The organism is Anaerobacillus arseniciselenatis (assembly GCF_001865995.1).
Taxonomy (GTDB): Bacteria; Bacillota; Bacilli; order Bacillales; family Anaerobacillaceae; genus Anaerobacillus; species Anaerobacillus arseniciselenatis.
In genome coordinates, this window is sequence record NZ_MLQQ01000056.1 from 1 (window position 1) to 25,945 (window position 25,945).

Here is a 25,945-nt window from a genome sequence, read left to right on the forward strand (position 1 = left end):
TCTTGATGGGATTGTTTCAGGAAACTTGGTTCCTTCATTCCAATCCTCAGTTGTAAAGTTGAAGTTTTTCTAGTAAACTTCCTGTATTTTCACGCTGGAAAGCGTTTATAACAGAACTTGTCGCGCGCTTCCGTTAATTTAAGATAACTAAATAACTACTAATAAACCTTTATTCACTAAACCCTAATCTCTAATTATATTGTTTTGATAAATCAATTTACCATCCTCTGATTTTCCAGAGACATTTAGAGCGTTTTCAGAAACAATGGATTGTTCAATAGTTTTAAGGTCTTCCTCGCTACAACCTGAAAGTAAAATAAAACAAACTACCAATATTGAAATTACAATACGCAATAAAATCAATCCTTTCAATAATATTAGTCCTACTCGTATTTTCTTTTCCTGTTAAACATTCTTCCCCGTTAGCACCACAACAGCAGCCACGTCTTATTGCACTAGCCTTTCAAGACTAATCATGCCCACAATAGCTCCACGTCAAGTCCTTAACCACCTATCTTGGCATTCATGTACACAAAGATAAAAGGTGCATTCTATCAATCTTTTGTCGAGAATACTGTAGATAAAAAAGCGTCAGTTAAAATTTATAAGAGCCGTCTAATACGGATAATCATCAACTAGCTTTTGTACCCGTTCCTGCACTTTATTTTTTTCTTCTTCCGTTAATTCGAAATATTTAAGACGATCTGTACCGATTTCAGTTACATCCTCCGCATTTGGAATAAAAAGTGTTTGTGGTTCCCAGACAGTATAAGATATTCGCTCTTCCTCTATTGTTCTAAAAACAAGATCATTTTCGTAAAATTCCTCAACAATTTTAGTATGAATATAGTTACCTTCCGAATCATATTTGTCTCTAACGTGCTGGAAGCGTACCTTTTTGTAATCCCTGCCCTGTTCTTTACTATACCTAGCAGTATTTACTTTCTCATAGGACTCATCTGAATGATGAAAGATAATATGTGCCCCAACCTCAAGTTCTTCGACGATTTCGTCTTCGCTACAACCGAGAATAGATATAGTCAAAAGCGCCAAAAGTGCAAACAATATTCTCTTTTTCATAGTTTCCCCCTTTAGTTTAGTATCATTTTCCAATCTATCTCCCTATTAGTACTATAATGAGAGCCTTAGATTACTATACATACCACCTAAACTATGGCCGATCAAATATACTTCGTTATCATTAATTCTCTCGTCATTTTTTAATAGATTTGTGGCCAATACTGCATCTTCCACCGTCTATTCATGAACGGTTATATTTTGTAAAACAAGCACAATAATATGTAAAGCAAATACGCAAACACCAACAATACTAACAGAATTAAATAGTAACCATGATAACAACGACATCAAAATACAGATGCTCAAGCAAACTCGCACTGCACATCCATTATATGCTTTCTTTGTACGGACTAAGAGAAGCAATAGAACAACAATTGATAAAAGTGCAGTAATGAATGGAAATAAATTTCCGTACCCAACGGGCATCATGCTAAAATAAGAGAAGTATTTCGTAACACGATCTGTTGGGTTGGGGGCAAACGTCATAGATACTCCAAATGGCAACATCATCAATATTATTGTAATTAACATAAAGCATACAGAAATAAATTTTTTTCATTATCATCTATTCCCCCTTTATTACTAACTACATTTTATAAATTTGGTTTTTGTTAACTTTTCTTCTTTAATTAACCTGCTTCAATACTAAAACAAAAGCGCCACTGTCACTGTTACAGTAACGCCACTCGTTAGCTTTATTGCTTATTTATAGCTATTTTCTATAAAAGAGTTTTTAACTTCGTTTAACGATTTGCTGTTAATCACTTTTTAGGAATTTTAATGAACGTTTTATACATAATCAGAATATAAGAAAAGATAAAAATTACCCAGATAAATGAAATTACAGAAGTGAAAAATTGAAATAAATAAACACCTGCTAGAATCCCCAAAGAAATAAGGCATATTTTTAATAATGCAAACTCCCACATTGAATAATACTTTGTAGTTTGAAAAACTTTTTGTATCCAACTCATCACTATATCAACCCTTTCATTTCAGATTAAAAGAATAGCCGAACGTTAAGATATCCTTGATTTTCACTAAACTGCTCAATAGTTACAAAGTAAGCGTCACTGTTGCTGTTCCAGTAACGCTCTCTATAGTTTGGGTACATTTATTCACAATAATTTAAGACAAATTTAGATCACCAAAACCAATACTTTCCTCCATGCTTTTTATTATTTACTAATGCGATAGTGAGAGGAATTATAGCTAAAATAATGTATACCATTATAAAAGTTGATGTTTCGAAAATTGCCTTTTTTTCAACAATCCCCATAACCATAAAAAGTATTCCTAATAAAAAATAGGACAATGCTGCTCCTTTTTGAAACGAGCGAACATCACTCACAAAACTTTCAATATTTTTGTGTAGAAACAGCCTTTTATTTAGTAAATGACATACCCCTATAATAATCATTGCAATTCCTAAAAATAGTTGTGCAAACACTACCTCCCGCCTTTCTTAATAAATTAAACTCCGCGTTAGCACACCACAACAGCAGCCACGTCTTACTGCACTATCCTCTCGTTACTTTAAGTAAATCGCTTCACAAAACCTTTATTTACCTAGTTAAATTTTAACATAGATAATAATATGAAATTCTTTTATTTACATTTACCTGAGTGAATTTCATAATTACCAAAAATGAGCCACATCACTTAGTGCGGAAATAATGCATGATGAAATTCATTAATTTTATAATAATTTGGATAGAACGGCTATTAGGCACTTAATTAACGCACATAAATAAGAGGACTGCTCACCTCAACTCAAGGTAACCGAACCCGTTACTAATTGAAAGCGGCTTTCTTACCTCCATTATTCGCCTCTTTTATTGTAAATAGTTTCAATTTGTTCATTAATACTCATTAATTTTTCGTGAATATTTTCCAACATTTCATCAGAAATCTCATGTTCTATGTCCTGATTAATAATTTCGCTCGCTGAGATTAGCAGGTCCTGCACTGCCATCATCTCACTTTTATAAAAAGGGCCTCCATAAACAAAATCGCCAAGAAGCTTTTCTGCATTTAGTAAAGCTTCTTCAAAATCCGTTATATAATCCATATTATGAAAACTCATTACTGTTACTAGATGGGAGCGGGTGTTTTCGATATTGTTTATGTGTGTATCAATCGCTTGCTTAATTAACAGTGCTTCTTTATCAGTAGGCCACTCGTTACCACCATAAAATTCAAACGTATGAGAAATTGAATAAAAATTGTCAGCAAGATCGCTAAGACCGTAATAAAAATTTTCATAACCAAAATCTTTCGAACTATTAAGATCACCTTTCTCAACGCTTAATTGATAGAAGAAAAACACATTAAGTAACAGTGATATTCCTCCTAAAACATTCCAATAATCAGATTTTTAACCCTACTGCTTACCAATATATTTCTTTTCATTGCTTTATACCGTACCAACTTCTTTTTGGCATTATAAAAAAAAATAGTAGAAACCTTGAAGAAAGTTTTACGATTTCTTGAACAATATCAAAAAATACTTGACATTAGTGAGGGAAATCACACCAGAAAAATTATCTATCTCCTAAAATTTAAATATATTACACGAGGAGGTTATTACATTGAATTTAAAGAAACATTTTATTTTTGTCACAAGCTTATTATTTTTCCTTATCCTAGCTGCGTGCGGTGGAGATGAACAAATTTCTGAAGCAAGCGAATCTAACGAGTCCGCTGATGAACTACCTTTAGAAGAGGATGTAAATAATGAAGAAGATGAAACAGAGATTGAGGAAATAGTAGAGATTTCTGAAGAAGAGTATATTGTAGTTGTAGCTAATGAAAAAGCTGAAACAATGTCAGTCATCTATTATCCTGAAAATCGTCAAGAAGTAATTCAATTAGATGGTAAGGCACATAACTTGGAAGTGAATAAAGAAACTAATTTAGTATGGTTAACAATTACCCATCCGCACAGTGAAGAAGCGCACGGCGCTGCTGGTCATGGTGAAGAACTCGCAGTGAATGAACCTTCTGTAGTTGCTTATGACTTAGATACGTTAGAAAAAGTTGAAGTCTATGAAGTTGGTGATCACCCTGCACATGTTTCGATTACGCAAGATGGAAACATCGTTTTGGTAACGAACTCCGGCGATGATACTATTTCAGTTATAGATAGAATTAGTGGTGAAACCGCTACAATTGAAGTAGGGTCTTATCCACATGGTCTAAGAGTTTCACCAGATCAGAACTACGCCTATGTCGCTAACATGAGAAGTGCTGACGTTAGCATTATAAGTATTGAAACGAAAGAAGAAATAAATCGTGTACAAGTCGGTGAAGGAGCTGTTCAAACAGGTTTTTCTCATGATGGTCTATACGCTTTTGTAGGCTTACACGTTGATAATCAGCTAGCAATAATCAATACTGAAACACAAGAAGTAATAGAGAAAGTAGATGTAGGTGTTGGCCCAGTTCAGATGTATGCAACTTACGATAACGAGTATGTAGTTGTGGCCAACCAAGGAAGTGAAGAAAATCCATCAGAAACAATCTCTATCATCAGCCTTAACAATTTTGAAGTAGTAAAAGAAATAACATTAGGGTTAGGTGCACACGGTATTGTAATCTCAAAAGATAGTCGATATGCCTTTGTAACAAACATGTTTGAAGAAACGATCTCGGTTGTAGACCTTGAACTATTAGAAGAAGTAGAGAGAATCGAAGTAGGATTATATCCAAACGGTATTTCTATAAATTAATAATTGGTAATTTCATATAATTATCAAAATAAATTGATTTGAGTAAAACGCTCAGTCCTAGCATTTTACTTTTCCTATTCCGATATCAAGGGACGAAATCGCACCTTTTTTTATTATTTAATTGAGTGAATTTCATAATTTCCAAAAATGAGCCACATCACGCAATATATAGTTTGCGAATGGTTTTGACGCAACTATATATTGAACTTAGTGGCGAGAATAATGAATTATGAAATTCATTAAATTGAACACCATTCGCCTAGAAAAGTGTCTAACGTTCTTTCCTCTACTATGCACCAGGTGTAGGAATAATTGTCACTATTCAAAAGCTAAGCACAGCAATTGACGCTACTACGAACATAATCGAACGTTGCCAACGTTCGGTCGGTGCACCTACATTAATTAGAAGTGCAGTAATCAAACGAAAAAGTTGACGAGGACAAGTTACCTGTCCCCTCGTCTCCTTTATCACACATGATTACACTCGTTTTGGTGATGCTAAAAGTAAGTTACTTTTGAGCTTTTACAAATTCTTATAGAAAGAGCGATTACACATATGTCTAGCAGCATCGTTTTGATTTTTTTACTACAGATTATATTAGTACCGATTTTATCTCTGCGAATTATATTTGTTGTTAAGAATAGAAGCATCCTAGCTTCTATTTTCGGATTTATGGAAGCATTAATTTATGTATTCGGTTTATCGATTGTCCTTAGTGGGGAGCAAAGTATTGCTGAGATGCTAGTGTATGCGTTAGGCTTTGCAGCGGGTATTTATTTAGGTGGTTATATTGAAAATAAATTGGCTTTAGGATATACAAACCTCACTGTTAACATGCTGAATAATAATACTAAACTAGTTTCGACTCTTCGGGACAATGGATTTGGAGTAACCGTATTTGAAGGAATGGGAAAAGACGGCATTCGTTTTCAGCTTCAAATTTTGACTAAAAGAAGCATGGAGGAAAAACTAATGAAGATGATTGAGGAATATGAGCCACATGCCTTTATTATTTCTTATGAGCCTCGCAAATTTAAGGGCGGCTATCTGTTAAAGGCAATGAAAAAAACAAAAAGGAAAGTATAATTATTTCAAGGCTTCATTATAAAACGATTCGCCACTAGAAAAGCGAAAGCGCCACGTTCAATCAAGTGCTTCTTCGATTACCACCTCTGCGCTTTGCGACGAGTAATCGCAGGAGCAAATGTTTTCGAATGTTGAGTGCCTGTCACTCCCGCGCTGATGTCCGGAAAACAAGGGACGATCATCTTGCTTCTTACTCATAAAAACACCGTACACATGCTTATTGGGACAAGGGACCTATCCCACACTTTACTCTTCTAATTCTATTAGAACTCCTTCTTTTATTGACGCTTTCACGTCAATAATTCTTTGATTACGGCTACCTCGAAATTTTAAGGATGGATCTTTCTTTTGGATTTCAAATCGGCCATCAACGAGAACGTCAATCGTTTCCAAAAACTGATGTGTACATAGATCGTTTTCAGCATGTTCTAATAACTCTTCCCAAACGTATCCCGTATAAACCCAAATATTTAATCCTTTTTCTTTAATTTTTCTAGCCAATGGAAGGAGAGTTTCAGTGTATAAAAACGGTTCTCCTCCGCTAAAGGTTACTCCATCAAGAAGTTCGTTATCCGTTAATTGCTCAAATACTTCTTCCTCATTGTAAGGGCTCCCGAATTCTTGTTGCCATGTATTGGGGTTATGACACCCTTTGCATCGGTGTGGGCAACCTGAGACAAACAATACAGACCGCCAACCTTCTCCGTTACTAATCGAGTCATGGTATACACCTGCTACGTTCAAAGCAGTCACCCTCCTTTTTTTTAAAAAAGTAGAACGCCACTATTGAACGTGACGCTCTTTCTTAATATATTAGTCGTGCCTTACCCGATCTCGTAGTTCAGCTTGTTTCCCACCGTTCCACTTTGCAACACTACCAACTAAATAGCCTGTAATCCTTTGAATGACATCAATATTAGTGCTTTTGCAAGATGGACACTCGTCTAAATGACTTTCAGCTCCTTCGTACCCACAGTCCATGCAACGGGTGGAATTATGGTTAAGGGAAAAGTAACCAACATTTTGCATTATCGCTAACTTGACCATCTTTTCAATGGCTTTAGGGTTGTCCGTTGCCAGGCCATCAAGTTCAATGTAAGCTATATGACCTGCAGGTGTATACATATGATATGGCGATTCAATTTCCAACTTTTTCTTAGCTGAAATTTTATGCCATACAGGAACGTGATTACTATTTGTATAGTATTCACGGTCATTTACCCCTGGTACGACGCCAAAACGTTCACGGTCTAATTTTGGCAGACGTTTACAAAGACTCTCCGCCGGAGTTGCAAGAACCCCGTAATTTAAGTGATATTCATGTTTGTATAGTTGACACTTCTCATGCATAAAACGAACAATAGATAATCCGTGTTCTTGTGCTTCTTCGCACTCCCCATGATGTTTTCCTGTCATTACGATTAACGCTTCGGCAAGTCCAATAAATCCGATAACAAGTGTTGATTGTTTAATCACTTCGGCAATACGATCATTTGGGGATAATTTACTTCCTCCACGCCACAAATACTTCATAAGCATTGGGAATTGCCTGGCTAGCGCCGACTTTTGAAAGTCATAGCGCTCTTTCAATTGTTCGGCAGCAGTGTTCATTAATGTTTCGAGTTTCTCAAAGAAAAGCTCCCACTTCAATTCAGATGAAAGAGATAATTGTTTGATATCTTCCATTGTCTCTAAAGCAATATGTACCAAATTAAGAGAAGTAAATGAAGCATTGCCTCTGCCAATAGAAGTTTTTTCTCCGTGAATGTTTTCAAAAACTCGTGTTCTACATCCCATCGTCGCTGGCTCGAACTCATAACGCTTCGGATCGTCTGCTTTCCACTTTTCATGCTGGTTAAACGGTGCATCTAAGTTTAAAAAATTTGGAAAAAATCGTTTGGCCGTGACTCGACACGCAAGTTGAAAAAGATCATAGTTCGGATCTACAGAGTTTGCATTCACCCCAGACTTTACTTTCATTACTTGGATAGGGAAAACAGCAGTAGCCCCACTACCTACTCCACGTTCTGTTGAAAGTAAAAGCTCACGTATCAAACAACGACCTTCAGGACTGGTGTCTGTTCCGTAGTTAATAGAACTAAAAACAACTTGGTTGCCCCCACGTGAGTGCATGGAATTCATATTATGTATGAAACCCTCACAAGCCTGATGTACCGCATCAACAGTACGGTTGATTGCAAACTGAACAGTACGGATGTCGCCAGTCAATCCATCAAGAGAACATTTTTGGTATTCTCCCACGTTCACTTTTATAAGACTTTCATAATCGTGCCCTGAAAATTCACACGCTTTTCTTAATTCCTTTTCATAAGTTACTCGTACATAAGGTGCCATATAAAAGTCAAAAGCAGGAATACTTTGACCGCCGTGCATCTCGTTTTGAGCCGTTTGAAAACTTACACACGCTATCACCATCGCAGCGTGAATACTTTTGGCCGGTCGACTTGCAGCATGATTAACTTCAAATCCATTAGCCAAAATTTCTTCAAGTGGATGCTGGACACACGTCAATGATTTTGTTGCCCAATAATCTTGATCATGAATGTGCATTTTACCAATTCGGTGCAAAAAGCCGTACTCAGGCTTAATAAGCTCATTAATTGAATACGCTTTTGAACTTTCAGTTGCAATCTTCATCATCATGCCACTAGGAGTAGCTGCATTCATGTTAGCATTTTCATTGGTAATATCGTTAACTTCCACATTGACAATCGATTTCAGCACCTCAAACGAGCGCCCTTGTCGGATTTGATTGCGTTTCTCTCGATATAGAATGTAAGCTTTAGCCACATCTTTACGATCCGTAGCCATTAATTCTTGTTCCACTAGATCTTGAATGTTTTCAACATGAACGTCATTTAAGTAAGGAACGATCGTTGCGATTTTTTCAGCAATCTCCTCCGCCAGACCATCCGTAACACCTCTTTGGGTTGCTTTTTCAGCTTTGATAATGGCATTCGAGATCTTAATTGGACTAAATGTGACCTCTTTGCCATCTCTTTTTTTTATAATTGTATGCGTGTTTATCAATGTTGCTGTACTCATTTCATCACTCTCCACAATAATATTTTTTGCAAACAAGAAAAACGCAAGCGCATTGGTAAGCTTCGACAAGCGTTTGAGGGTCATCAACGTTTGCTCCTGCGATTACTCGTCGCACGAAAACACTTGCTCGTTGCAAGGCAGCAAAGACGTTAATTCAAGAAGTTGCCTCGCTGAAGCTAGACATCTTTCGTGTTAAAATGTTATCCACAAATGATTTGCCTTTTATAGTTTCCTGACAATGAAAAAACTCTTCCTGTAACAGAAGAGTGATCGGCAGTGTAAATCGGCCCATATGTAAAAGAATATTAATCCCACCTGCACCGTTTAAACTTCTCATCCCCCCGAAGAAATAAAACTTTTCGAAATTTGAGGCAGGTCTCCTGACTTGTGCATCATCTTACTCTGAGCCTTCCCATATAAGCACCTTTTAAGCTACTTATACAGTGGATATTCTCATTTCATCTACACTTACAGTTGCGGGGACAGTTCTGGATTTTCACCAGATTCCCTATTAAGTCTACTAAAAATAGACACCTACAATTTCATATATCTCAATATTTAATTGTATTCAAAATGATATTTACTATATATAGTAATATGATAAATCTAAAGTCTGTAATATGCAATCCTTTTTCGGGGAAGAGACGGTTAAGGGACGGGTCCCTCGTCCCAGCTCTCCAATATACCTTCTCCCGACCCTTCTCTCAATCTCGTAGTTCCTGTTAGAAAAATTGATACGATCTTCATCTTGCGTCGTTCGCTTCATTCAAAAATACTTCTACTTTTCATCATTCTGGATTGCGTGTTACCATCGGACTTGGCACACATATTTTCGTGCCTACAGCGACACGATCTGGGTCATCAATATGGTCATTAGCTGTGATTAACGCTTCAAGTGGAATATTAAAGCGGTTGGCAAGCTCGTAAAACGTATCTCCTGGCTGCACATAATAAACATTCATACTCACATTGTTCACCCCTTAAAAATATTCATGATGTATGTATACGCCTACCATTTTTAATAAGTGAATGGTTTGATGACGTTTCCCGTCCCATCTAGTTAAGGAAATGCCAGGAGGTTGTCTTCTCTTCATTTTTCGACTACTCTTCTCTTTTAGAGGGACGGGGGGACAGGAATTTACTTTAAAATCATCTTATTTAGAAATGGACAAAGTCCTGCCCCAAGGAAAAACAAAAGCACCCAGCTATGTGGATGCTCTACTTTACTTATTTTAATAAATTACCTGACACTATTCTCGAAGTCGTTGTCTATTTGTTTTCAATCAGGTAGAGTCGAGACTCCATCTGATTTCTCAATGTTTCAGCTTGCTGAAACGAGTTCACTCTTTGTTCTTGTTCTTCCTTATCTTGTTTTTCTAACATTAGATCGAACTGTTCTTTGATTTTATAACGCTTTTGTCATACCGCCATCGACTAAAATCATTTGTCCGGTAATATACGTATTGGCATTTGATCCTAGGAAAACAACTGTTTTTGCTAATTCATCTGGTTCACCATAGCGTCCTAGGGGAATGGAATTCTCTGATTGCTGTTTCACTTCATTATAATCTATTCCAAGTTTACTAGCCTTAATACGGTCTAACTCCCCAAGCCGATCCGTAGCAACTCTTCCTGGACCAACTGTATTAATTAATATTTTATCCGGAGCTAATTCCTGAGATAAACTTTTCGCAAGACCGGCAACTCCCATACGGAACGTATTGGAAAGCGTTAAATTATCAATCGGTTGCTTAATAGAAGAAGAAGTAATATTTATGATACGTCCATCTTGCTGTTGTTTCATATAAGGTAAGACCTCACGGATCGTTCTTACATAGCTTAATAATGTTAATTCAAAAGCGTCGTACCAATCATCATCTACAAACTGACCAAATCCGCCTGCTGGTGGGCCACCACAATTATTCACTAGTACATCTATCGTACCAAAGATGGAAACCGTCCTTTCCACTAACTTCTTAATTTCATCAGGATTTTTTATATCACATACTGTAAAGTGCACTTCCGCTTTTGTAGACAACTGTATTTCTTCAGCAGTTTCTATTAGTAGTTGTTCATTTCGACTAGAAAGCATAATACGAGCGCCTTCTTTAGCATATTGTTGCGCAATTGCTTTTCCTAACCCTTTACTCGATGCTAATATCAAAATTGATTTACCTTTTAATCCTAAATCCATGTGAAAAACCTCTTTCCTCGCTCTTTACATTACGACACTTTTAATCGTTGAATAGAATTTGTTTCATTTTTATATTTTTTCCATTGCGATAATATGACAATTGCGATAATTGTAATCCCAGCGATATCTTGGATCAAGTTAGGATTCATAAACAGCAATGCTCCACCAAACAAGAATACTCTTAAAATTACGTTCATTCGTGTTAGAAAATATCCTTCAACCGCTGTTCCTAACATTACTACACCAGTAATAGAGGTAATTACTACTAACACCCCTTGTAAGAAAGTAGTGTCAATGAGTAATAACGAACTATTATAGACAAACATAAATGGTACGATAAAACCGGCAATCGCTAACTTCATTGATGCAAACCCGGTCCTCATTTCATTTCCTCCGGATATCCCCGCTGCCGCAAATGAAGCTAGTGCAACTGGTGGTGTAATATTAGCAAAGATACCGAAGTAAAACACGAATAAATGAGCAACTAGAGGTTGAATACCTAAGTGAATTAACGCTGGCGCAGCCATTGTAGCTGTGATAATGTATGTTGGAATACTAGGAAGCCCCATTCCTAAAACAATACATGCTACCATCGTGAATAGTAATGTTAAAAACAAGCTTTCTCCACCTAATGTTACAATACCGTTTGCAAGCTTTAATCCAAAGCCGGTTAAAGTAGCAACACCAACGATAATACCAACAGCGGCACATGCAACTGCTACTCCAACCGCTGTCCTAGCACCATTTTCCAGCGCATCTATAATATCTCGAATATTCATTCTTGTTGTTTTTCTTAACATACTAACTGCAATTGTAACGAGTATTGTTAAGAAGGCTGAGAAGATGATCGTTTTCCCACTGAAAAATAGCATATACATTAAAAATAAGATAGGTATTAAGAGGTGCCCTCGTTCTTTCATAACTTCTTTAACACGCGGTAAATTTTTACGAGAAATTCCTTCTAACCCTTCTTTAGAAGCACGTAGATGAATTTGTGTAATAATACCTAAGTAAAAAAGCAATGCCGGTAAAAGTGCTGCTAATGCAATTTGACTATAAGGAATGCCGAGCATTTCTGCCATGATAAAGGCAGCAGCGCCCATGATCGGCGGTAATATTTGCCCACCAACAGAAGCAGAGGCTTCGACGGCACCAGCAAAGTTTTTCTTATAACCAATTTTTTTCATTAACGGGATCGTAAATGCACCAGTTGTAACAACGTTTGCTACTGCAGCACCGTTAATACTACCAAGAAACCCACTAGCTATTACAGAAACTTTAGCTGGACCACCCTTTGTTTGCCCTGCAATTGCCATCGCTAAATCATTGAAAAATTGTCCCATTCCTGATTTAGAAAGAAATGCACCAAAAAGGATGAACAAGAAAATGTACGTAGCTGATACACCTATAGCTGTTCCGTAAATCCCTTCTGTTGTTACATAAAAATAATTAATTAAATCGTTCCACTCATAGCCGCGGTGCCTAAAAATTCCTCCTAAATTTCTTCCAAACAAACCATAAAGAATAAATAAAATGGCTAGAGTAGGTAATGCCCATCCTGTCACCCTTCGAGCAGCCTCCAAAACAAGAATTACGAGAACTGATCCAAAAATAATATCGAGTTGGTTTGGCAACCCGCCACGTTGAACAATACCTAAATAATCAATAAAGATATAAACGGTTGTCGACAATGCCATTAGCGCAAGTAACACATCATAAAAAGGCAATTTCTTTCGGCTCAAATTCCGGAAAGCTGGGTACAACATAAAAATTAAAGTTAAGACTAAAGCAACATGTAGAGAGCGATGCTTTAATGTTACCGGCATTCCAAAATAAGATGTATATAAATGATATAAGGACATACCAACAGCGATAATTGTAATAGTTAATGCAATCCACCGATTATTAAAGACACGAAACCTTGACTCATTATCGTATTTTTCAAGAACTTCTTTTTGTTCCTGGTTTAGTTTTTCTTCTGTAAATTTTATTTTTTCAGCCATGCCTCTTTCACCTCTTTTCGATAAATAACTCCATTGGAATATGATGAGGTAATTCCTCTGTTTCAATAAGCTCAGTTCCATTCAGTCTTATTGTAAAATTTGCTTGATGAGAATGAATCCATGTAAAACGATCGATTACTTCTTTTAAATTTTTTATCACTGTAAAACCACCCTCTGTCACTACATCCCCTTGTAAAAGCTCTGGAACGCCAGCACCAAAGGATTGAAACCTTGTTTCTATTAAGATTAATTCGAATTGATCTGAGACTTGATAAACTTCCATCCAAGGCGTTAATTCTACAGAATGGATCCACTGAATTTCAATTAGATCACCGCTAGTAACATCTGTCTTTAAGTATTCGTTCGTACTTCTCTGTTCTTTGATGACAAATTGACCTTGTGTATTTATTGTTGCATTCATTGTCATCATAACGATAATCACAACGAAGACAGCTATGATACTCATGTAAAAAAACGCCTTGAATTTCCGCATGTTTTATCCGGAGGTTATTTCTTTCGTTCCATTTAACCTCCGCCCTCCTTTTTTAATCTAACGCTCCAACTTCTTTAAAGTACTTTTCTGCACCTGGGTGGAATGGAATTGGCATTCCGACATCAACAGTGTCTAAAGAAATATTTTTTGCTGCATTGTGTGATCCATGTACAGCTTCTATATTTTCAAAAATTGCTTTTGTCATATCATAAACAACTTCTTCTGATAATTGATGATTTACAAGTAATAAATTCGTGATTGAAGCAGTAGGAATTTCTTTATCATTATCATAAGCTCCAGCTGGGATTACATTTGCAGAGAAAAATGGATAGTTTTCTTCTAAGTACTCCATTGCTGCACCTTCAATAGGTACGATTTTAGCCGTATGTGTTGTTGATAAATCGATAACAGTTGCATTCGGAACACCACTAGTAACGAAGGCAGCATCAACCATCCCATTTTTAATTTGGTCGACAGCTTCACTATAAGATAGATAATCTTCGTTAATATCATCATAAGACATTCCGTGTGCTTCTAAAATAATTCGAGCATTTAATTCTACACCAGAGTTTGGCGCTCCTACTCCTACTCTTTTTCCTCGTAAGTCCTCAACACTATTAATTCCAGTGTCAGCAGTCGTTACAAGTTGAACAAAATTTGGATAAAGTGCTGTTAATCCCCTTAAATCACTTTTAGGTGTCTCACCATCAAATGCACCACTACCTTCATATGCTTGTAATACAGTATCGGCCATTGTAATCGCTAATTCTGCACGATTTGTATCTAATAAATTAACATTTTCTACAGATGCTCCAGTTGCTTGAACAGATGTGTCAAAACCTAAATTAGCTTCTATTAAATTTGAAAGTGCACCGCCAATTGGATAGTAAACTCCTGAAGTTCCCCCAGTAGCTATAGTAATAAACAAATCTTCAGAAGCTACCGCTCCCCCATCTTCTGAAGAATTGTTCTCTCCACTACATGCAGCTAGTAATAGAATTAAGCTAGCAAAAATAATTAACATCTTTTTCATTATAAAAAACCCCCTAAAATTGAATTCACTTTTAATATTGCAAATTTCATGCCAATATTAAAAATTCGAAAAATTCACGCTCGATCGTGAAACGTAATCACCACTTACTTTTTAGCAATAATAAAAAACGGCATTTTCTGCCGTTCCGGAATTTTTTGCCGATCATTCTTGTTTGTATTGTTTTAATTTATCTCGTAAGCTTCTTTCGCTTATCCCTAACATTTCAGCTGTATTTTTTTTATGATTATTGTTGTATTTTAAAGTTTCTATGATAAATTCTTTTTCTAACGTCTTTAATGGTAGCCCTAAATACGCTCCAATTCCTGTCGTAGCCGATGGTGTTTTAACATCGAACTCTCTTAAAGGTGGTGGTAAATCTGCTATGTCGATGTAGGGACCTTCCGAGATCACTATCGCTGATTCAATAACATTGGATAGTTCTCTTATATTACCGGGATAGTTGTAGGCTAATAGCCTTGCTTCTGCTTTCGGTGTTAAACCTTTTATTTGTTTCTGTAATTCTTTATTCATCTTGTCAATAAAATGATAAATTAATACATTTAAATCTTCTTTTCTTTTTCGTAGTGGTGGTAAATGAATTTCTACGACATTTAATCTAAAGTATAAATCTTCTCGAAACTCTCCTTTCCTGACTGCATCTAGTAAATCTTTATTTGTAGCTGCAAGTAGTCTTACATTTAACTTTATCGGTTTGTTAGACCCTAGTGGTGTTACTTCTTTAAGCTGTAAGACTCTCAATAGTTTAACTTGTAATGAAAGTGGCATATCTCCAATTTCATCAAGAAAAATTGTACCATTTTGCGATAACTGGAATTTTCCTTCTTTACTCGAAATCGCACCAGTAAAAGCTCCTTTTTCATGACCAAACAGTTCGCTCTCGAGAAGCTGTTCAGGTATAGCACCACAATTTAACACTTCGATATGTTCTGTTTTTCTTTTTCCAGAAAAATGTATAGCGCGAGCAACAAGTTCTTTCCCCGTTCCACTTTCTCCAGTTATTAACACATTTGTATCAACATCTTTTACTTTATCAATTAAGCTGAACACTTGATCCATTTCGTTACTTTTCGCAATAATCTCTTCATAACGGTACTTTTTTTCAAGTTCATTACTTAAATAGTGGACTTGATTGTTTAACTTTCGGTAGTGTAACGCTTGTTTGATCGTTGAAAAAAGTTCATCGATGTTAATTGGTTTCGTAATATAAGAATATGCACCATTTTGCAATGCTTCAACAGACGTCGAAATCGTCCCATAAGCAGTTATCATAATAACTATAAGATCATTTTGAATACCCTTTAATTCTTCTAAAACATGAATTCCATTGACATTACCAATTTTTAAATCGAGCAGACATAAGTGAAACTCCTCATCTTTGACATACTGAATGCCTTTTTTTGGATCTGTTGTAGCTGTAACTATAAATTCATCCTCCAATGCAAAAGAAAGAGAAGAGCAAATAGAAGCTTCGTCATCAATTATTAATATTTTATCCATTTTCTACTCCTTTCTTTTTAAAGCGTACTATCATTGTAGTTCCTACCCCTTTGTTACTCTTTATTTGAAGCGTACCTTCATTTTCTTGGACATACTGTTCTGAAATAGCTAATCCTAACCCTGTACCTTTTGGTTTTGTTGTATAAAAAGGTTCAAATGCTCGACGAATTTCTTCTTCTTCCATACCGACCCCATCATCACTAACCTCAATCACAACATTACCCTCGTGTTGATAAGCCGTAATAGAAATTGTTAAATGAGATTGATTTTTAATGACCATTGCGTCAATACTATTAATAATGAAGTTGATAATAACTTGTTTTAACTGATCCCGGTCAACTTCAATCCAAAGCCCTTTCGTAATGTCCGTCTGTAAGTTCAATCCTTTGTTTGCTATCGTTCTCTCAAATAAAATAACACACTCATCTACTAGTTTCGAAGCGTCTATTCTTTCTTTGTTGACACTTTGCGGTCTGGCATAATCGATTAACCCTTCGATTAAGCGATTTAAACGGTTAATTTCATTAGGGACGTACGTAGCAATTTCCTTTTGAAACCTTTCGTTGTTCATTTTCCTCGGAATCAATTCAACAAACGTTTTTATTGACGTTAACGGATTACGAATTTCATGAGCGATACCAGCTACTACACGACTTAAAGTTTTATGTTTTTCTTGATTATATATTTGCTCTCGTAATTTTCTTTCAGCGGTATGGTCTTCGAACGTCAATATAAAGCCACTAGTTTTATTTTCGAAGCCATACAATGGATAAATATAATAGCGCAGATAAAATTCTTTTTGATCTGATCTTGTCCAAAATGTTTCTTCAACATAATATTTATCTTCACTTATTCGTCCAGCATTTTTCGACAGTAAAAACTGTAGTAGAGGGACTTCTTGAAAGTTAAGGTTTATTACGTCTTTCATTGTGCCTGAAAGCAACTTCGCTTTTGGATTAAAGGAAGTGATTTTTCCATTATGGTCACAAGTAACAATCCCTCGAGGACTACTATCTAATATTTGTTTTTGAAATAAATAGCTAGTTTCTGTCTGTTGGACCTGATATTCAAGAGACTTATTTAATTTAGATAAATCCTCTGTTTTTTTATCGACCAACATCTGTAATTGTCTATTCCAGCGTAAACCTATCAAAAAAATAAATATTGCTAGAACAATCAACCCAGCTAAAATATTTACGACTTTCTTTAGCCGTTCCATTAGTGGATCGTTATTTATGAACCATTTTTCACTTATGTTGGTATATGTACCATCACTTTTGATCGTTCGTAAACCTCTATTTAAAAGAGTTAACAGTTGATAATTTTCCTTCTGAGTAGCAAATGTGTATTCAATAGGTAAAACATTACTACTGACAAATTCATATGTATCCTCAACTTGATAAGCCTCCATTAAATACTGCGCGGTTAAACGATCGCCAACAAAAGCATCAGCACGTCCATCTATCAATAGTTTAAAACTATTTTCTTGGTTAGATGTCACATTATATTTAACTCTTCTAATATTTCTCATGAATTCATATTCAATCGTTTCTCGTTCGATCGAAATGACTCGATTTGATAAATCCGTGATACTTTCAATCTTGTTCAAATCATCTTTGTTTACTAGAATACCAATAGAAGATACATAGATCGGTTCTGAAAATTCCATTATTTTTCCATATTGTTGTATAAAATGCATATTTAATATGACATCAACAAGTCCATTTTGAAGAGCCTTTACTGCTTCTTGTTTAGACATCGCAATAAGATCAATCTCAAAACCTTCTACATTTGCAATTTCATTCATGATCTCAATAGAAAAGCCTTTTGGGATTCCATTCTCTTCGTATTGAAAAGGAGGAAAACCTGGATCATAGGCAACAACTATACGTTCATATTGGTCTGCGTTTTGCGCATAGCTATTCTCATTCTCATTTAAAAACAAAAAGAAAAATAGAAAAATAACGGTGATGATCTTTCTCATGTTTCGCTGCCACCTTCAAAAAATTTCATTCCATTGACTTTTTCCTTAGGGTTGTTTTCATAACGTTTGTTACTTGTTCGGCATTTTTCGAGAATAAATATTTTAAACAGTCTTTTAAAAATCATTTAACTTTTCAAGTTTATTTCATACAAATGTTTTAAATACTACGACATTACTGAATAGTATAACATAGAAAAGGCTCGTAGAAACTTTCTGCTACGAGCTTTTTGGCAAGGGATATTAAATGTGCAAAATCAATATCAAAAGTACACATGCAAATATAATAACCGTGGTGATGGAATTAAGTTATTAAAATTTTTGTAATGCATATTAAAAAAGGAACTTCCCTCTATTCGAGTAAAGTTCCAGATTGTTAAATATGATCTGCCTTAATCACACAACTTTAAAACTCTTAACTACATTATCCAACTTATTTGATAACCCTTGTAATTCATTACTCATTGCCGATAATTGTTGCATCGTAGATGACTGTTGTACTGTTGATGCTGCGATTTCTTGATTACCCGCTTTTGTTTCTTCCAAGACTGCTGATGTGTTAGTTACTGAATCGTTAATTTGACTGCTACTTTTGCTTAAGTCATTTATTACTTGTTGAATTTCTTGTATTTGCAACTTAATATTTTCTGTTGCTTTTTCTATGTCATTGATATTTTCTTCTGTACCCATGACTTGCTGCACCATTAGATCGACTTCGTTACCGCTCGTTTTTGTATCTTCAACAATTTCACTAATTCCATTTTGGATATCTCTGATTAAATCTTGAATTTTTGTTGTTGAATCTTTCGATTGATTCGCAAGCTTTCTTACTTCATCAGCAACTACCGCAAAACCCTTTCCAGCTTCTCCTGCTCTCGCCGCTTCTATTGCCGCATTTAACGCTAACAAATTAGTTTGTTCTGCGATGTCGCTAATAATAACAATTACATTGTTAACAGCTTCAGATTTTCCACTTAATTTATTAACCATATTAATGGAATTATCTACTTTATCTTTAGTTAATTTTGCCCTCTCAATTGAGTTCTTGATAGCACCCTTACCCTCACTAACAAAGTCAATCACTTCCGAAGAGGAGTCATCAACTTTTACAACACTATTTGACACTTGTTGTATTGCCGCAACCATCTCATTAGTCTCTTCAACAATTTGGTTTACTTCGTTTGACATTTGCTCAATACCAGTTGAGGATTGTTCAGAACTAGCAGCAATTTGTTCCGAAGATGATTGCGTTTCTGTGACAGCTATATTCATTTCAGTTGTTTTTTTATCTAGTAAATTACTAGATTCTTGAATGTCTCTTAGTAATTTTTCCATTTGGTCAGCCGTTCCGTTAAAAATATCGCCAAGCTGTTCAAATTCATCCCCTGTTTTTATTTCAACCCGCTTTGTAAAATCATTTTCTTTAAATGAATTTGCCAGTTCGGTCAATTGACTAAGTGGTTTTTTTATCATTGTGCGAATAATGATATACGCTCCTATAGCGGCTAATAAAAGACTCACTACACCAGAAAAAATATTTAAAACTAAAAAATTCTCAAGGTAAGCTTCTGCAACTCCTAAGATGGTTGTCTGAATAGATATAATAAAAAACATTAACATTACTAACAATATTGTTAATTTCACTTGCATTCTCATTCTAATTCTTTTCGTCTTCACCTTATTATTAAACTTACTTTTATTTGCTTCCAAAATTCCCACCCTCTATACCCACAATTTTATCGTTTTTCAAATTAATAATCGGTTGAAAAAGGTGATAATAATTTTCCCAAAAATCCTCCATAAACTTACTTTTGTCAAAAATAAAGACTAATCTATAAAAATAAGATTAGCCAAAAATATTATTCAAATAAATCAGAAATATTATTCGAATAAAATTAAGATGATTTTGGTAACCTAGCTATCTTAGTCGCGCGTGACCTTAGACCTATGGCTTTGCGTCCTTACCTTTCAGTAAGTTTGCCTTTTTCAATATAATTATGTAATTTTACTCAACTAAAAAAGCCTCACCATTACTAATTATATTGCTAATTATTTCAAATTTCAACACTTTTCGACAAGAAACGATTTCTAAATTATTACTAAAACTTCCCTCTAAAAATTCCTCACCTAACGCAACTCTTTGAATATCATACGCAAACCAATTTGTTTTTATAAGTTGGTCTTCTTCAAAACAAGCCCCCTTTAATAAAATAAGTTAAGTTAAGTGAAGTTAATAAAACTTATTTTTAATTACTTTAATGATTAAGCATAAACCCCTGATTACTGAAATATTGTAAATAGTATTTTCCTCTCATACTACATGCGAGCTGGTTTAGGTTTAGGTTTAAGTATGAGAAATTAAAGGAATTACCGTTTATACTTTTTCAAAAAAACTTATGTTTGATTAGGAACGTAAAGAGGATTGTTGGGCCTTGAATTGCGTTATTAAGGTCACGTTAGTTTTAAATACGGTGATCAAAATTCGTACCATTACTTATTTAGGGGGGACACGATGAGATTTGCAGGTGTAGGTTTAGTTATGCTAGCCGCTATGTGCTGGGGCATTAGTGGGGGAATTGCCAATATTTTAATGAACAAGGGCTGGGATCCTATTGTGATTTCACTTTACCGAGGGGCAGTTGGATTTATATGTTTTTTCGCATGGTTTCTCTTTCGCTTTAGACAAAATTGGTTCTTCTCTACTCGTTTGTACATATGGTCCCTATTGGCAGGTGTTGGAGTTGCTGGAAATTTCACTTTTTATTTTCTAAGTATCCAAGCCTCAAGTATTGCCGTTGCCGCTACTTTAATGTACACCGCACCTCTTTTCGTCCTTTTAATCTCCTTTTTATTACGAATAGAACGTTCGACTTGGTTTAAATGGGGGTGCATTTTGGGTGTACTTATGGGGATTATCCTGCTTACAGGTGCCTACAACACCGATGTGATTTCAGTAAGTTTTCTAGGGACGGCAGCGGGGCTTGCTTCTGGACTTTCCTATGCTTTATTTATATTCGGGTTTAAAAACGCCTCTTCTATCGGAAATCCGCAGACCAGCTTAACTATCGCTTTTTTTTCATTTTGTCTCATCCTTTTTCTTTTTACGGACAAAAAGGAAGCAGCTAGTGTGATGGCTTCAAGCGACATAGGGTGGTTTCTTCTATTAGGGATCGTGGGTGCTGGAATTTCATTTATATTTTATGTGATTGGCATTCGTTGGACTGCCCCGACAACTGCTTCGATGGTCGCTATGGTAGAGCCGGTGACAGCTTCATTATTTGGCGTTCTGATTATCGGAAATGATTTGACCATCATTCAACTTCTTGGAATGGCGCTCATCCTGGTTACGGTCACCGTACTTAGTGTGAAGCAGTACAGTTCGACTGAAAAAGTTTATGTCCAGTAAACTAATTAATTTGAGCAAATTATTTAAGTGAATGAACCAAATGAACGAATAATCCCCTGCTAAAGAGCCAATATTATACTATACGTAAATTGTTTTTACAGGTGGGTTAAAAAATGACCATAATTGAAATATTTGTACGAACAACTATTGGCTTTGTTACCCTCTATATACTATGTCGCATTCTAAATAAAAAACTCATTGCCCAAATGACGTTTTTTGATTTTGTGGCTGGGATTACCATTGGATCGATCGTTGCTAGTTCCATAATAATGAAAGATGTTCCTATATTAATAGGAATGGTTGGCTTAGTCCTTTTTAGTTTTTATACTTTTTTATCTAGTGTCGGTGCGATTAAGAGCTTCTGGGGTCGAAAAATCCTAGAAGATGAGCCAACATATCTCATAAAAAACGGTCAAGTACTCGAAGAAGGTCTTAAAAAAGTAAGAATGACAATGGATGCACTTTTAACAACCTTGCGCAAAAAGGGATACTTTTATGTCGATCAAGTTGAAACGGCAATGATGGAAATGGACGGGACCGTTTCTATCCTCGCTAAACCTGCTTATTTAACTGCCATGAAAAAGGATGTTTCTAATATCCAAGCCAGTCGTGGAATCGCTCAAGCATTTATTATTGATGGGAAAGTACTTTCGAAGAGCTTGAGTATGTTAGGAAAAGATATAGATTGGGTAAGAATGATTTTAAAAAATAATAACATTGCAAAAGTCGAAGATGTATTTTTTGCTCAAATTGATCAGTTAGGTAATGTTTATATTGATACTAGGGAAGATATAACATAAGAAAACCGCAATCGCCTTGGTCACGAGCGACAGGGATATTGCCCCCCACTTGTGTAGAGGTTATCGTCACCTCTACATTTTTGAGTATTCAATATCTGTTTTGTGTAATGTTATCCATATCTATTATGATAAAAAGATTAACATGTACTTGCTTAGAATAAAACTCTATTCCTTTACAGATACTTAACTTGTAGTTTCTTCGGCAAGGAGAAGATATATGAATTTTACACAAACAATAAGGAGTGTTGTTATGGGAATTTTAAGTGGAAATCCAACAAATGAACCAATGCACTATGGGGAAGTTTTTGGAACTTGGTCATTTCTTCTAACAGCGAAGGGGTTAGTTGCAGGATATCAGACTCAATTAAACCACGCTGGTGACGACGACCTAAAAAAGTTACTTGAAGAAGCAATTCAAGGTGGATATCAAGAAATCAAACAAATAGAAACTTTATTAAAAGAAAATGGTATTGGATTACCACCAACACCGCCTGAAAGGCCCAAAGCTTGCTTAGAGGATATTCCTACAGGAGCACGCTTCCAAGATCCAGAGATAGCGGCTTCTTTATCTAAAGATATTGCTGCTGGATTAGTGTCTTGTAGTCAGATCATTGGTCAATCTATAAGAGAAGACATTGCTATGATGTTCGGGCAATTCCATGTTCAAAAAGCAACACTTGGAGCTAAAGTTCTTCGACTTAATAAAGAAAAAGGCTGGTTAATTCCACCACCATTACATCCTAAGCAAGCAGAAAATTGCTAAAAAAAAGAGGGACAGAATGAATTCATTCTGTTCCTTTTGTGATTACTTAGACTATTTATTCCTTATTCCCTTATGTCTCACTTAAATGATCTCTGTTGCTAGCTAAGGGTGGTTGTTCCATCCAGCCTTGTTCCACCATTAATTTGCCTCCCTTGGTTGAATATTCGATCGCCTCTCCAAATAACCGTACAAACGTAAGTCCTACATCTTTTCTTTTGCTTTGCGCAACAGCCAACCCATAGTTTCCTATTCCAGCAGAAGCCATCAAGCTTTCCTGGAACAGCATCAACCTATCGGAAAATGGTGACACCGTAGACTCGGTAACTTCTCCATCATAAGTTTTTACAGTTGGGAGGTCAGCTTCTAACAACATGTCATTAAACAACTTCACATTTTTTTGTGCCGTTTCTTTCCCTTTTAAAAAATAATCTTTTACCTTTTTATCTTGAGCTACCTGGGAAAAAGCCATGCTTGTTGCTTTCCCGAGGGCATTGCCTTCTGCTATGGTGAAAAGCTGATATATTTCTGGTGCCGATAACGGACGCTTCGAGTCAAAGAAATTACCAAAAAATTTATCGCTTTTCACAAACTCAACACTTTTAGGAATAGGTACAGAAGGTGGGCGAGTATATAACCCTTTCGAGAGCATTAAATCCGTTGTTTTTAGTTCTATTTTTTTCAAATTATCTGTCATATCCTTAAAATGCTTTAATATGTCATCTCTCGTTGTTTGTTAATATTTTTTAATTTATTCGATTGTCTGTAACTCCTTGAGTAAGGGTAGGATGGTTACTTTTTCTATGTTTCTTCCCACCTCACTTCTATTGGGAGATGATCACCGCCCATCCGCTTTATGTAGTTACTACAAATATCGTAACGAACATACGGTCATTTTTCTGTAATTTGATTGTGAAAGTAATATTGTGGACATGAGAGGCCTTATTTTGCAAAAATCACTCTTCTCTAGGCACTTGGCGGACATCAGGGCCCTTATTTGCTTAATATCTATCCAAAACAGTGCCTTTTCGACGAAATAACGTCTCTGGTGTCCGTTCCCAATCAAAAATTACGTTTTTATCAAAAATAACGTCTCTGATGTCCGAAAAACAAAAGGTGCCCTTCTAGCTTCCTACCTACTCATAAAAAACGTCTTCATGTTTATTGAGACTCTATTCCTTTAAAACTGTTATTAATTTTAATATAATAATAATGAATTTCATAATTCAATATTATCGCCATTAAGTATCTATATGTAGTTGCGTTAAATCGTTCGCAACTACATATAGTTTGATATGGCTCAATTTAGGTAATTATGAAATTCACTCAATAAACGTGGAATATAGTTATCTTTGGAGGGATCATGATGAAATTAACCGTATATTTAGCTGGACAGATTCACGATGATTGGAGAGATGAAGTTGCCAAAAAAGCAAAGGAAAAGAATCTTCCTTTAGTATTTGTAGGACCACAGACAAACCATGATCGATCTGATCATATTGGTGAAGAAATTCTAGGAGAACAACCCGGAAACTTATATAAAGATGACGCAGCATCAGATATAAATAATTTTAGAACTCAGGTATTAATGCAAAAATCGGATATTGTCATTGCATTATTTGGTGAAAAGTATAAACAATGGAATACTGCAATGGATGCAAGTAGCGCAATTGCTATGAATAAACCGACCATTATTATTAGACCTGAATCGTTAGTCCATCCGTTAAAAGAACTGTCAAATAAAGCAAATGTCACCGTAGAAACTTTAGATCAAGCTTTAAATATAATTGGTTATATTTTTGAATAATAAATGTTTAAAAGTCAGGCAATGGTAATAAATTGATCCGACAAGAAGGAGACAACTAAGCCACCTAAATTTCGTAAGTAAAAAATCAATTCTCTTGACCTGCCAATGGAAAATCCCCTGGTGGGTTTGGATGTGTTCTTCCCCAGAACTTAACTTTTTACCGACTTATTAGTGAAAATACATAATTACCCGACACATTACAAACCCTATGTTTGGCTAGGAGGTGATGGAAATGGCTAATCAAAATAACCAACAAAATGACAAAAATGTAGCACAAAATATTAAAAATACAGCTGGAAATGCTTTTCATGCTGCTCATCGAGGCTTAGAGGTAACGGAAGATGCGGCGATGAATGCTGTTGATGCAACAGCAAACGCTGTAGATAATTTAACAAATAACAAAAAAAATCAAAATAACAATCGTAATAATCAATAAAACGTCTTTTTTAGACGTTTTATTTTCTATCTCCTCATAACATCACAAAGGTATTTACTTTAATTTCAATCGCTTGAATTCCATATAATAGACTCTCCCTACCCTGAACAATCGCTTACCGTTATTTTAAATAAGATTTAAAAATATAGTGCCTTATGAAATTGTAAATGCTTCTTATAATGCTGACGCAAATTTCCTAAAAGAAGAAGGGAATTTAACTCACTTGATAGGGGTTTTAACGACTGAAAATCAAGTAAGTGATCGATTAGATAAAGTACTAGTCGAAGCATGCACTTGGGCAATATTCCCAAACGAGGGTCCATTTCCATCTATGTTACAAAAAACAATGGCAAAAACATATTCAGAATGGCTTCCCACTTACTCACTACTCCACCTCCCATTCAGATTAACTACTCAGCTATCGTTAGCAATAGGTAAGCCTTTGAAGTGATCTCCAGCTTTTCCCCTGCTCCGCACCGAACGTGCTAGTTTCCCAGCATTCGGCGGTCCATCTAACGATGTATATTAAATTATAAGTTCTTCGTTACTT

General features: G+C 35.6%; 24 protein-coding genes and 2 riboswitches. Of the genes, 8 read left to right on the forward strand and 16 right to left on the reverse strand.

Annotated elements, in window-relative coordinates; all coding sequences use genetic code 11:
* Window positions 1-615 precede the first annotated feature (615 nt).
* The 4 genes from BKP35_RS18040 to BKP35_RS18055 form a co-directional block, all read right to left on the reverse strand.
* Window positions 616-1,080 carry a hypothetical protein gene (locus BKP35_RS18040; protein ID WP_071314781.1) on the reverse strand — a complete coding sequence of 155 codons (465 nt, stop codon included), beginning with the start codon at window positions 1,078-1,080 and terminating at the stop codon, window positions 616-618.
* 177 nt (window positions 1,081-1,257) lie between these two features.
* Window positions 1,258-1,593, reverse strand: a complete 336-nt coding sequence (locus BKP35_RS19090; protein WP_211274644.1) for a hypothetical protein — start codon at window positions 1,591-1,593, stop codon at window positions 1,258-1,260.
* 631 nt (window positions 1,594-2,224) lie between these two features.
* Window positions 2,225-2,530, reverse strand: coding sequence for a hypothetical protein (locus tag BKP35_RS18050; protein ID WP_071314783.1), 306 nt, complete (start codon window positions 2,528-2,530; stop codon window positions 2,225-2,227).
* A gap of 372 nt (window positions 2,531-2,902) precedes the next feature.
* Window positions 2,903-3,409, reverse strand: coding sequence for a hypothetical protein (locus BKP35_RS18055; protein WP_071314784.1), 507 nt, complete (start codon window positions 3,407-3,409; stop codon window positions 2,903-2,905).
* A 262-nt stretch (window positions 3,410-3,671) separates the two neighbouring features.
* Between BKP35_RS18055 and BKP35_RS18060 the strand changes: the two genes are divergently transcribed.
* Both BKP35_RS18060 and BKP35_RS18065 read left to right on the forward strand, forming a co-directional pair.
* Complete coding sequence (locus BKP35_RS18060) at window positions 3,672-4,811, forward strand: YncE family protein (RefSeq protein ID WP_071314785.1); 1,140 nt, start codon at window positions 3,672-3,674, stop codon at window positions 4,809-4,811.
* A gap of 556 nt (window positions 4,812-5,367) precedes the next feature.
* Window positions 5,368-5,898: a DUF2179 domain-containing protein gene (locus BKP35_RS18065; protein WP_071314786.1), complete on the forward strand. Its 531-nt coding sequence runs from the start codon at window positions 5,368-5,370 to the stop codon at window positions 5,896-5,898.
* 246 nt (window positions 5,899-6,144) lie between these two features.
* Here BKP35_RS18065 and nrdG read toward each other — a convergent pair whose 3' ends face one another.
* The 11 genes from nrdG to BKP35_RS18115 all read right to left on the reverse strand — a co-directional run bounded on the left by nrdG (window position 6,145) and on the right by BKP35_RS18115 (window position 19,896).
* Window positions 6,145-6,651: an anaerobic ribonucleoside-triphosphate reductase activating protein gene (gene nrdG / locus BKP35_RS18070; protein ID WP_071314787.1), complete on the reverse strand. Its 507-nt coding sequence runs from the start codon at window positions 6,649-6,651 to the stop codon at window positions 6,145-6,147.
* Window positions 6,652-6,711: 60 nt separating this feature from the next.
* A complete protein-coding gene (locus BKP35_RS18075) occupies window positions 6,712-9,048 on the reverse strand; it encodes an anaerobic ribonucleoside triphosphate reductase (RefSeq protein ID WP_211274645.1) in 2,337 nt (778 codons plus the stop codon).
* A gap of 70 nt (window positions 9,049-9,118) precedes the next feature.
* Window positions 9,119-9,301: a hypothetical protein gene (locus tag BKP35_RS19245; RefSeq protein ID WP_139192918.1), complete on the reverse strand. Its 183-nt coding sequence runs from the start codon at window positions 9,299-9,301 to the stop codon at window positions 9,119-9,121.
* Window positions 9,302-9,317: 16 nt separating this feature from the next.
* Window positions 9,318-9,517, reverse strand: a riboswitch (cobalamin riboswitch).
* 235 nt (window positions 9,518-9,752) lie between these two features.
* Window positions 9,753-9,932 (reverse strand): LysM peptidoglycan-binding domain-containing protein, encoded by a 180-nt coding sequence (locus BKP35_RS18080; RefSeq protein WP_071314788.1) that lies wholly within the window; start codon window positions 9,930-9,932, stop codon window positions 9,753-9,755.
* A gap of 437 nt (window positions 9,933-10,369) precedes the next feature.
* Entirely contained in the window at window positions 10,370-11,158 is a 789-nt protein-coding gene (locus BKP35_RS18085; protein ID WP_071314789.1) for an SDR family oxidoreductase, read from the reverse strand.
* Window positions 11,159-11,187: 29 nt separating this feature from the next.
* Entirely contained in the window at window positions 11,188-13,161 is a 1,974-nt protein-coding gene (locus BKP35_RS18090; protein WP_071314790.1) for a TRAP transporter permease, read from the reverse strand.
* A gap of 7 nt (window positions 13,162-13,168) precedes the next feature.
* Window positions 13,169-13,627, reverse strand: coding sequence for a DUF1850 domain-containing protein (locus BKP35_RS18095; RefSeq protein ID WP_071314791.1), 459 nt, complete (start codon window positions 13,625-13,627; stop codon window positions 13,169-13,171).
* Window positions 13,628-13,706: 79 nt separating this feature from the next.
* Window positions 13,707-14,687, reverse strand: a complete 981-nt coding sequence (locus tag BKP35_RS18100; protein ID WP_071314792.1) for a TAXI family TRAP transporter solute-binding subunit — start codon at window positions 14,685-14,687, stop codon at window positions 13,707-13,709.
* Window positions 14,688-14,849: 162 nt separating this feature from the next.
* Window positions 14,850-16,205, reverse strand: a complete 1,356-nt coding sequence (locus BKP35_RS18105) for a sigma-54-dependent transcriptional regulator (protein WP_071314793.1) — start codon at window positions 16,203-16,205, stop codon at window positions 14,850-14,852.
* Complete coding sequence (locus BKP35_RS18110; RefSeq protein WP_084031751.1) at window positions 16,198-18,189, reverse strand: transporter substrate-binding domain-containing protein; 1,992 nt, start codon at window positions 18,187-18,189, stop codon at window positions 16,198-16,200. The genes BKP35_RS18105 and BKP35_RS18110 overlap by 8 nt, the downstream gene beginning before the upstream one ends.
* A gap of 393 nt (window positions 18,190-18,582) precedes the next feature.
* A complete protein-coding gene (locus tag BKP35_RS18115) occupies window positions 18,583-19,896 on the reverse strand; it encodes a methyl-accepting chemotaxis protein (protein ID WP_071314794.1) in 1,314 nt (437 codons plus the stop codon).
* Window positions 19,897-20,091: 195 nt separating this feature from the next.
* Window positions 20,092-20,178, reverse strand: a riboswitch (cyclic di-GMP riboswitch).
* 520 nt (window positions 20,179-20,698) lie between these two features.
* Here BKP35_RS18115 and BKP35_RS18120 point away from each other — a divergent pair.
* From BKP35_RS18120 to BKP35_RS18130, 3 genes are all read left to right on the forward strand, one after another.
* Window positions 20,699-21,592: a DMT family transporter gene (locus BKP35_RS18120; protein WP_071314795.1), complete on the forward strand. Its 894-nt coding sequence runs from the start codon at window positions 20,699-20,701 to the stop codon at window positions 21,590-21,592.
* A 113-nt stretch (window positions 21,593-21,705) separates the two neighbouring features.
* Window positions 21,706-22,392, forward strand: a complete 687-nt coding sequence (locus tag BKP35_RS18125; protein WP_071314796.1) for a DUF421 domain-containing protein — start codon at window positions 21,706-21,708, stop codon at window positions 22,390-22,392.
* 250 nt (window positions 22,393-22,642) lie between these two features.
* The gene (locus BKP35_RS18130; protein ID WP_071314802.1) at window positions 22,643-23,155 is read left to right on the forward strand and encodes a DUF3231 family protein; all 513 of its coding nucleotides are present in this window, start codon (window positions 22,643-22,645) and stop codon (window positions 23,153-23,155) included.
* Window positions 23,156-23,225: 70 nt separating this feature from the next.
* On the opposite strand, the gene BKP35_RS18135 is transcribed toward BKP35_RS18130, so the two are convergent.
* Entirely contained in the window at window positions 23,226-23,837 is a 612-nt protein-coding gene (locus BKP35_RS18135; RefSeq protein WP_071314797.1) for a DUF3231 family protein, read from the reverse strand.
* A 681-nt stretch (window positions 23,838-24,518) separates the two neighbouring features.
* Here BKP35_RS18135 and BKP35_RS18140 point away from each other — a divergent pair.
* The 3 genes from BKP35_RS18140 (at window position 24,519) to BKP35_RS18150 (ending at window position 25,846) form a co-directional block, all read left to right on the forward strand.
* Window positions 24,519-24,959: a YtoQ family protein gene (locus tag BKP35_RS18140; protein ID WP_071314798.1), complete on the forward strand. Its 441-nt coding sequence runs from the start codon at window positions 24,519-24,521 to the stop codon at window positions 24,957-24,959.
* 232 nt (window positions 24,960-25,191) lie between these two features.
* Window positions 25,192-25,395 (forward strand): hypothetical protein, encoded by a 204-nt coding sequence (locus tag BKP35_RS18145; RefSeq protein ID WP_071314799.1) that lies wholly within the window; start codon window positions 25,192-25,194, stop codon window positions 25,393-25,395.
* A gap of 148 nt (window positions 25,396-25,543) precedes the next feature.
* Window positions 25,544-25,846, forward strand: a complete 303-nt coding sequence (locus BKP35_RS18150) for a GyrI-like domain-containing protein (RefSeq protein WP_245742006.1) — start codon at window positions 25,544-25,546, stop codon at window positions 25,844-25,846.
* Window positions 25,847-25,945 lie beyond the last annotated feature (99 nt).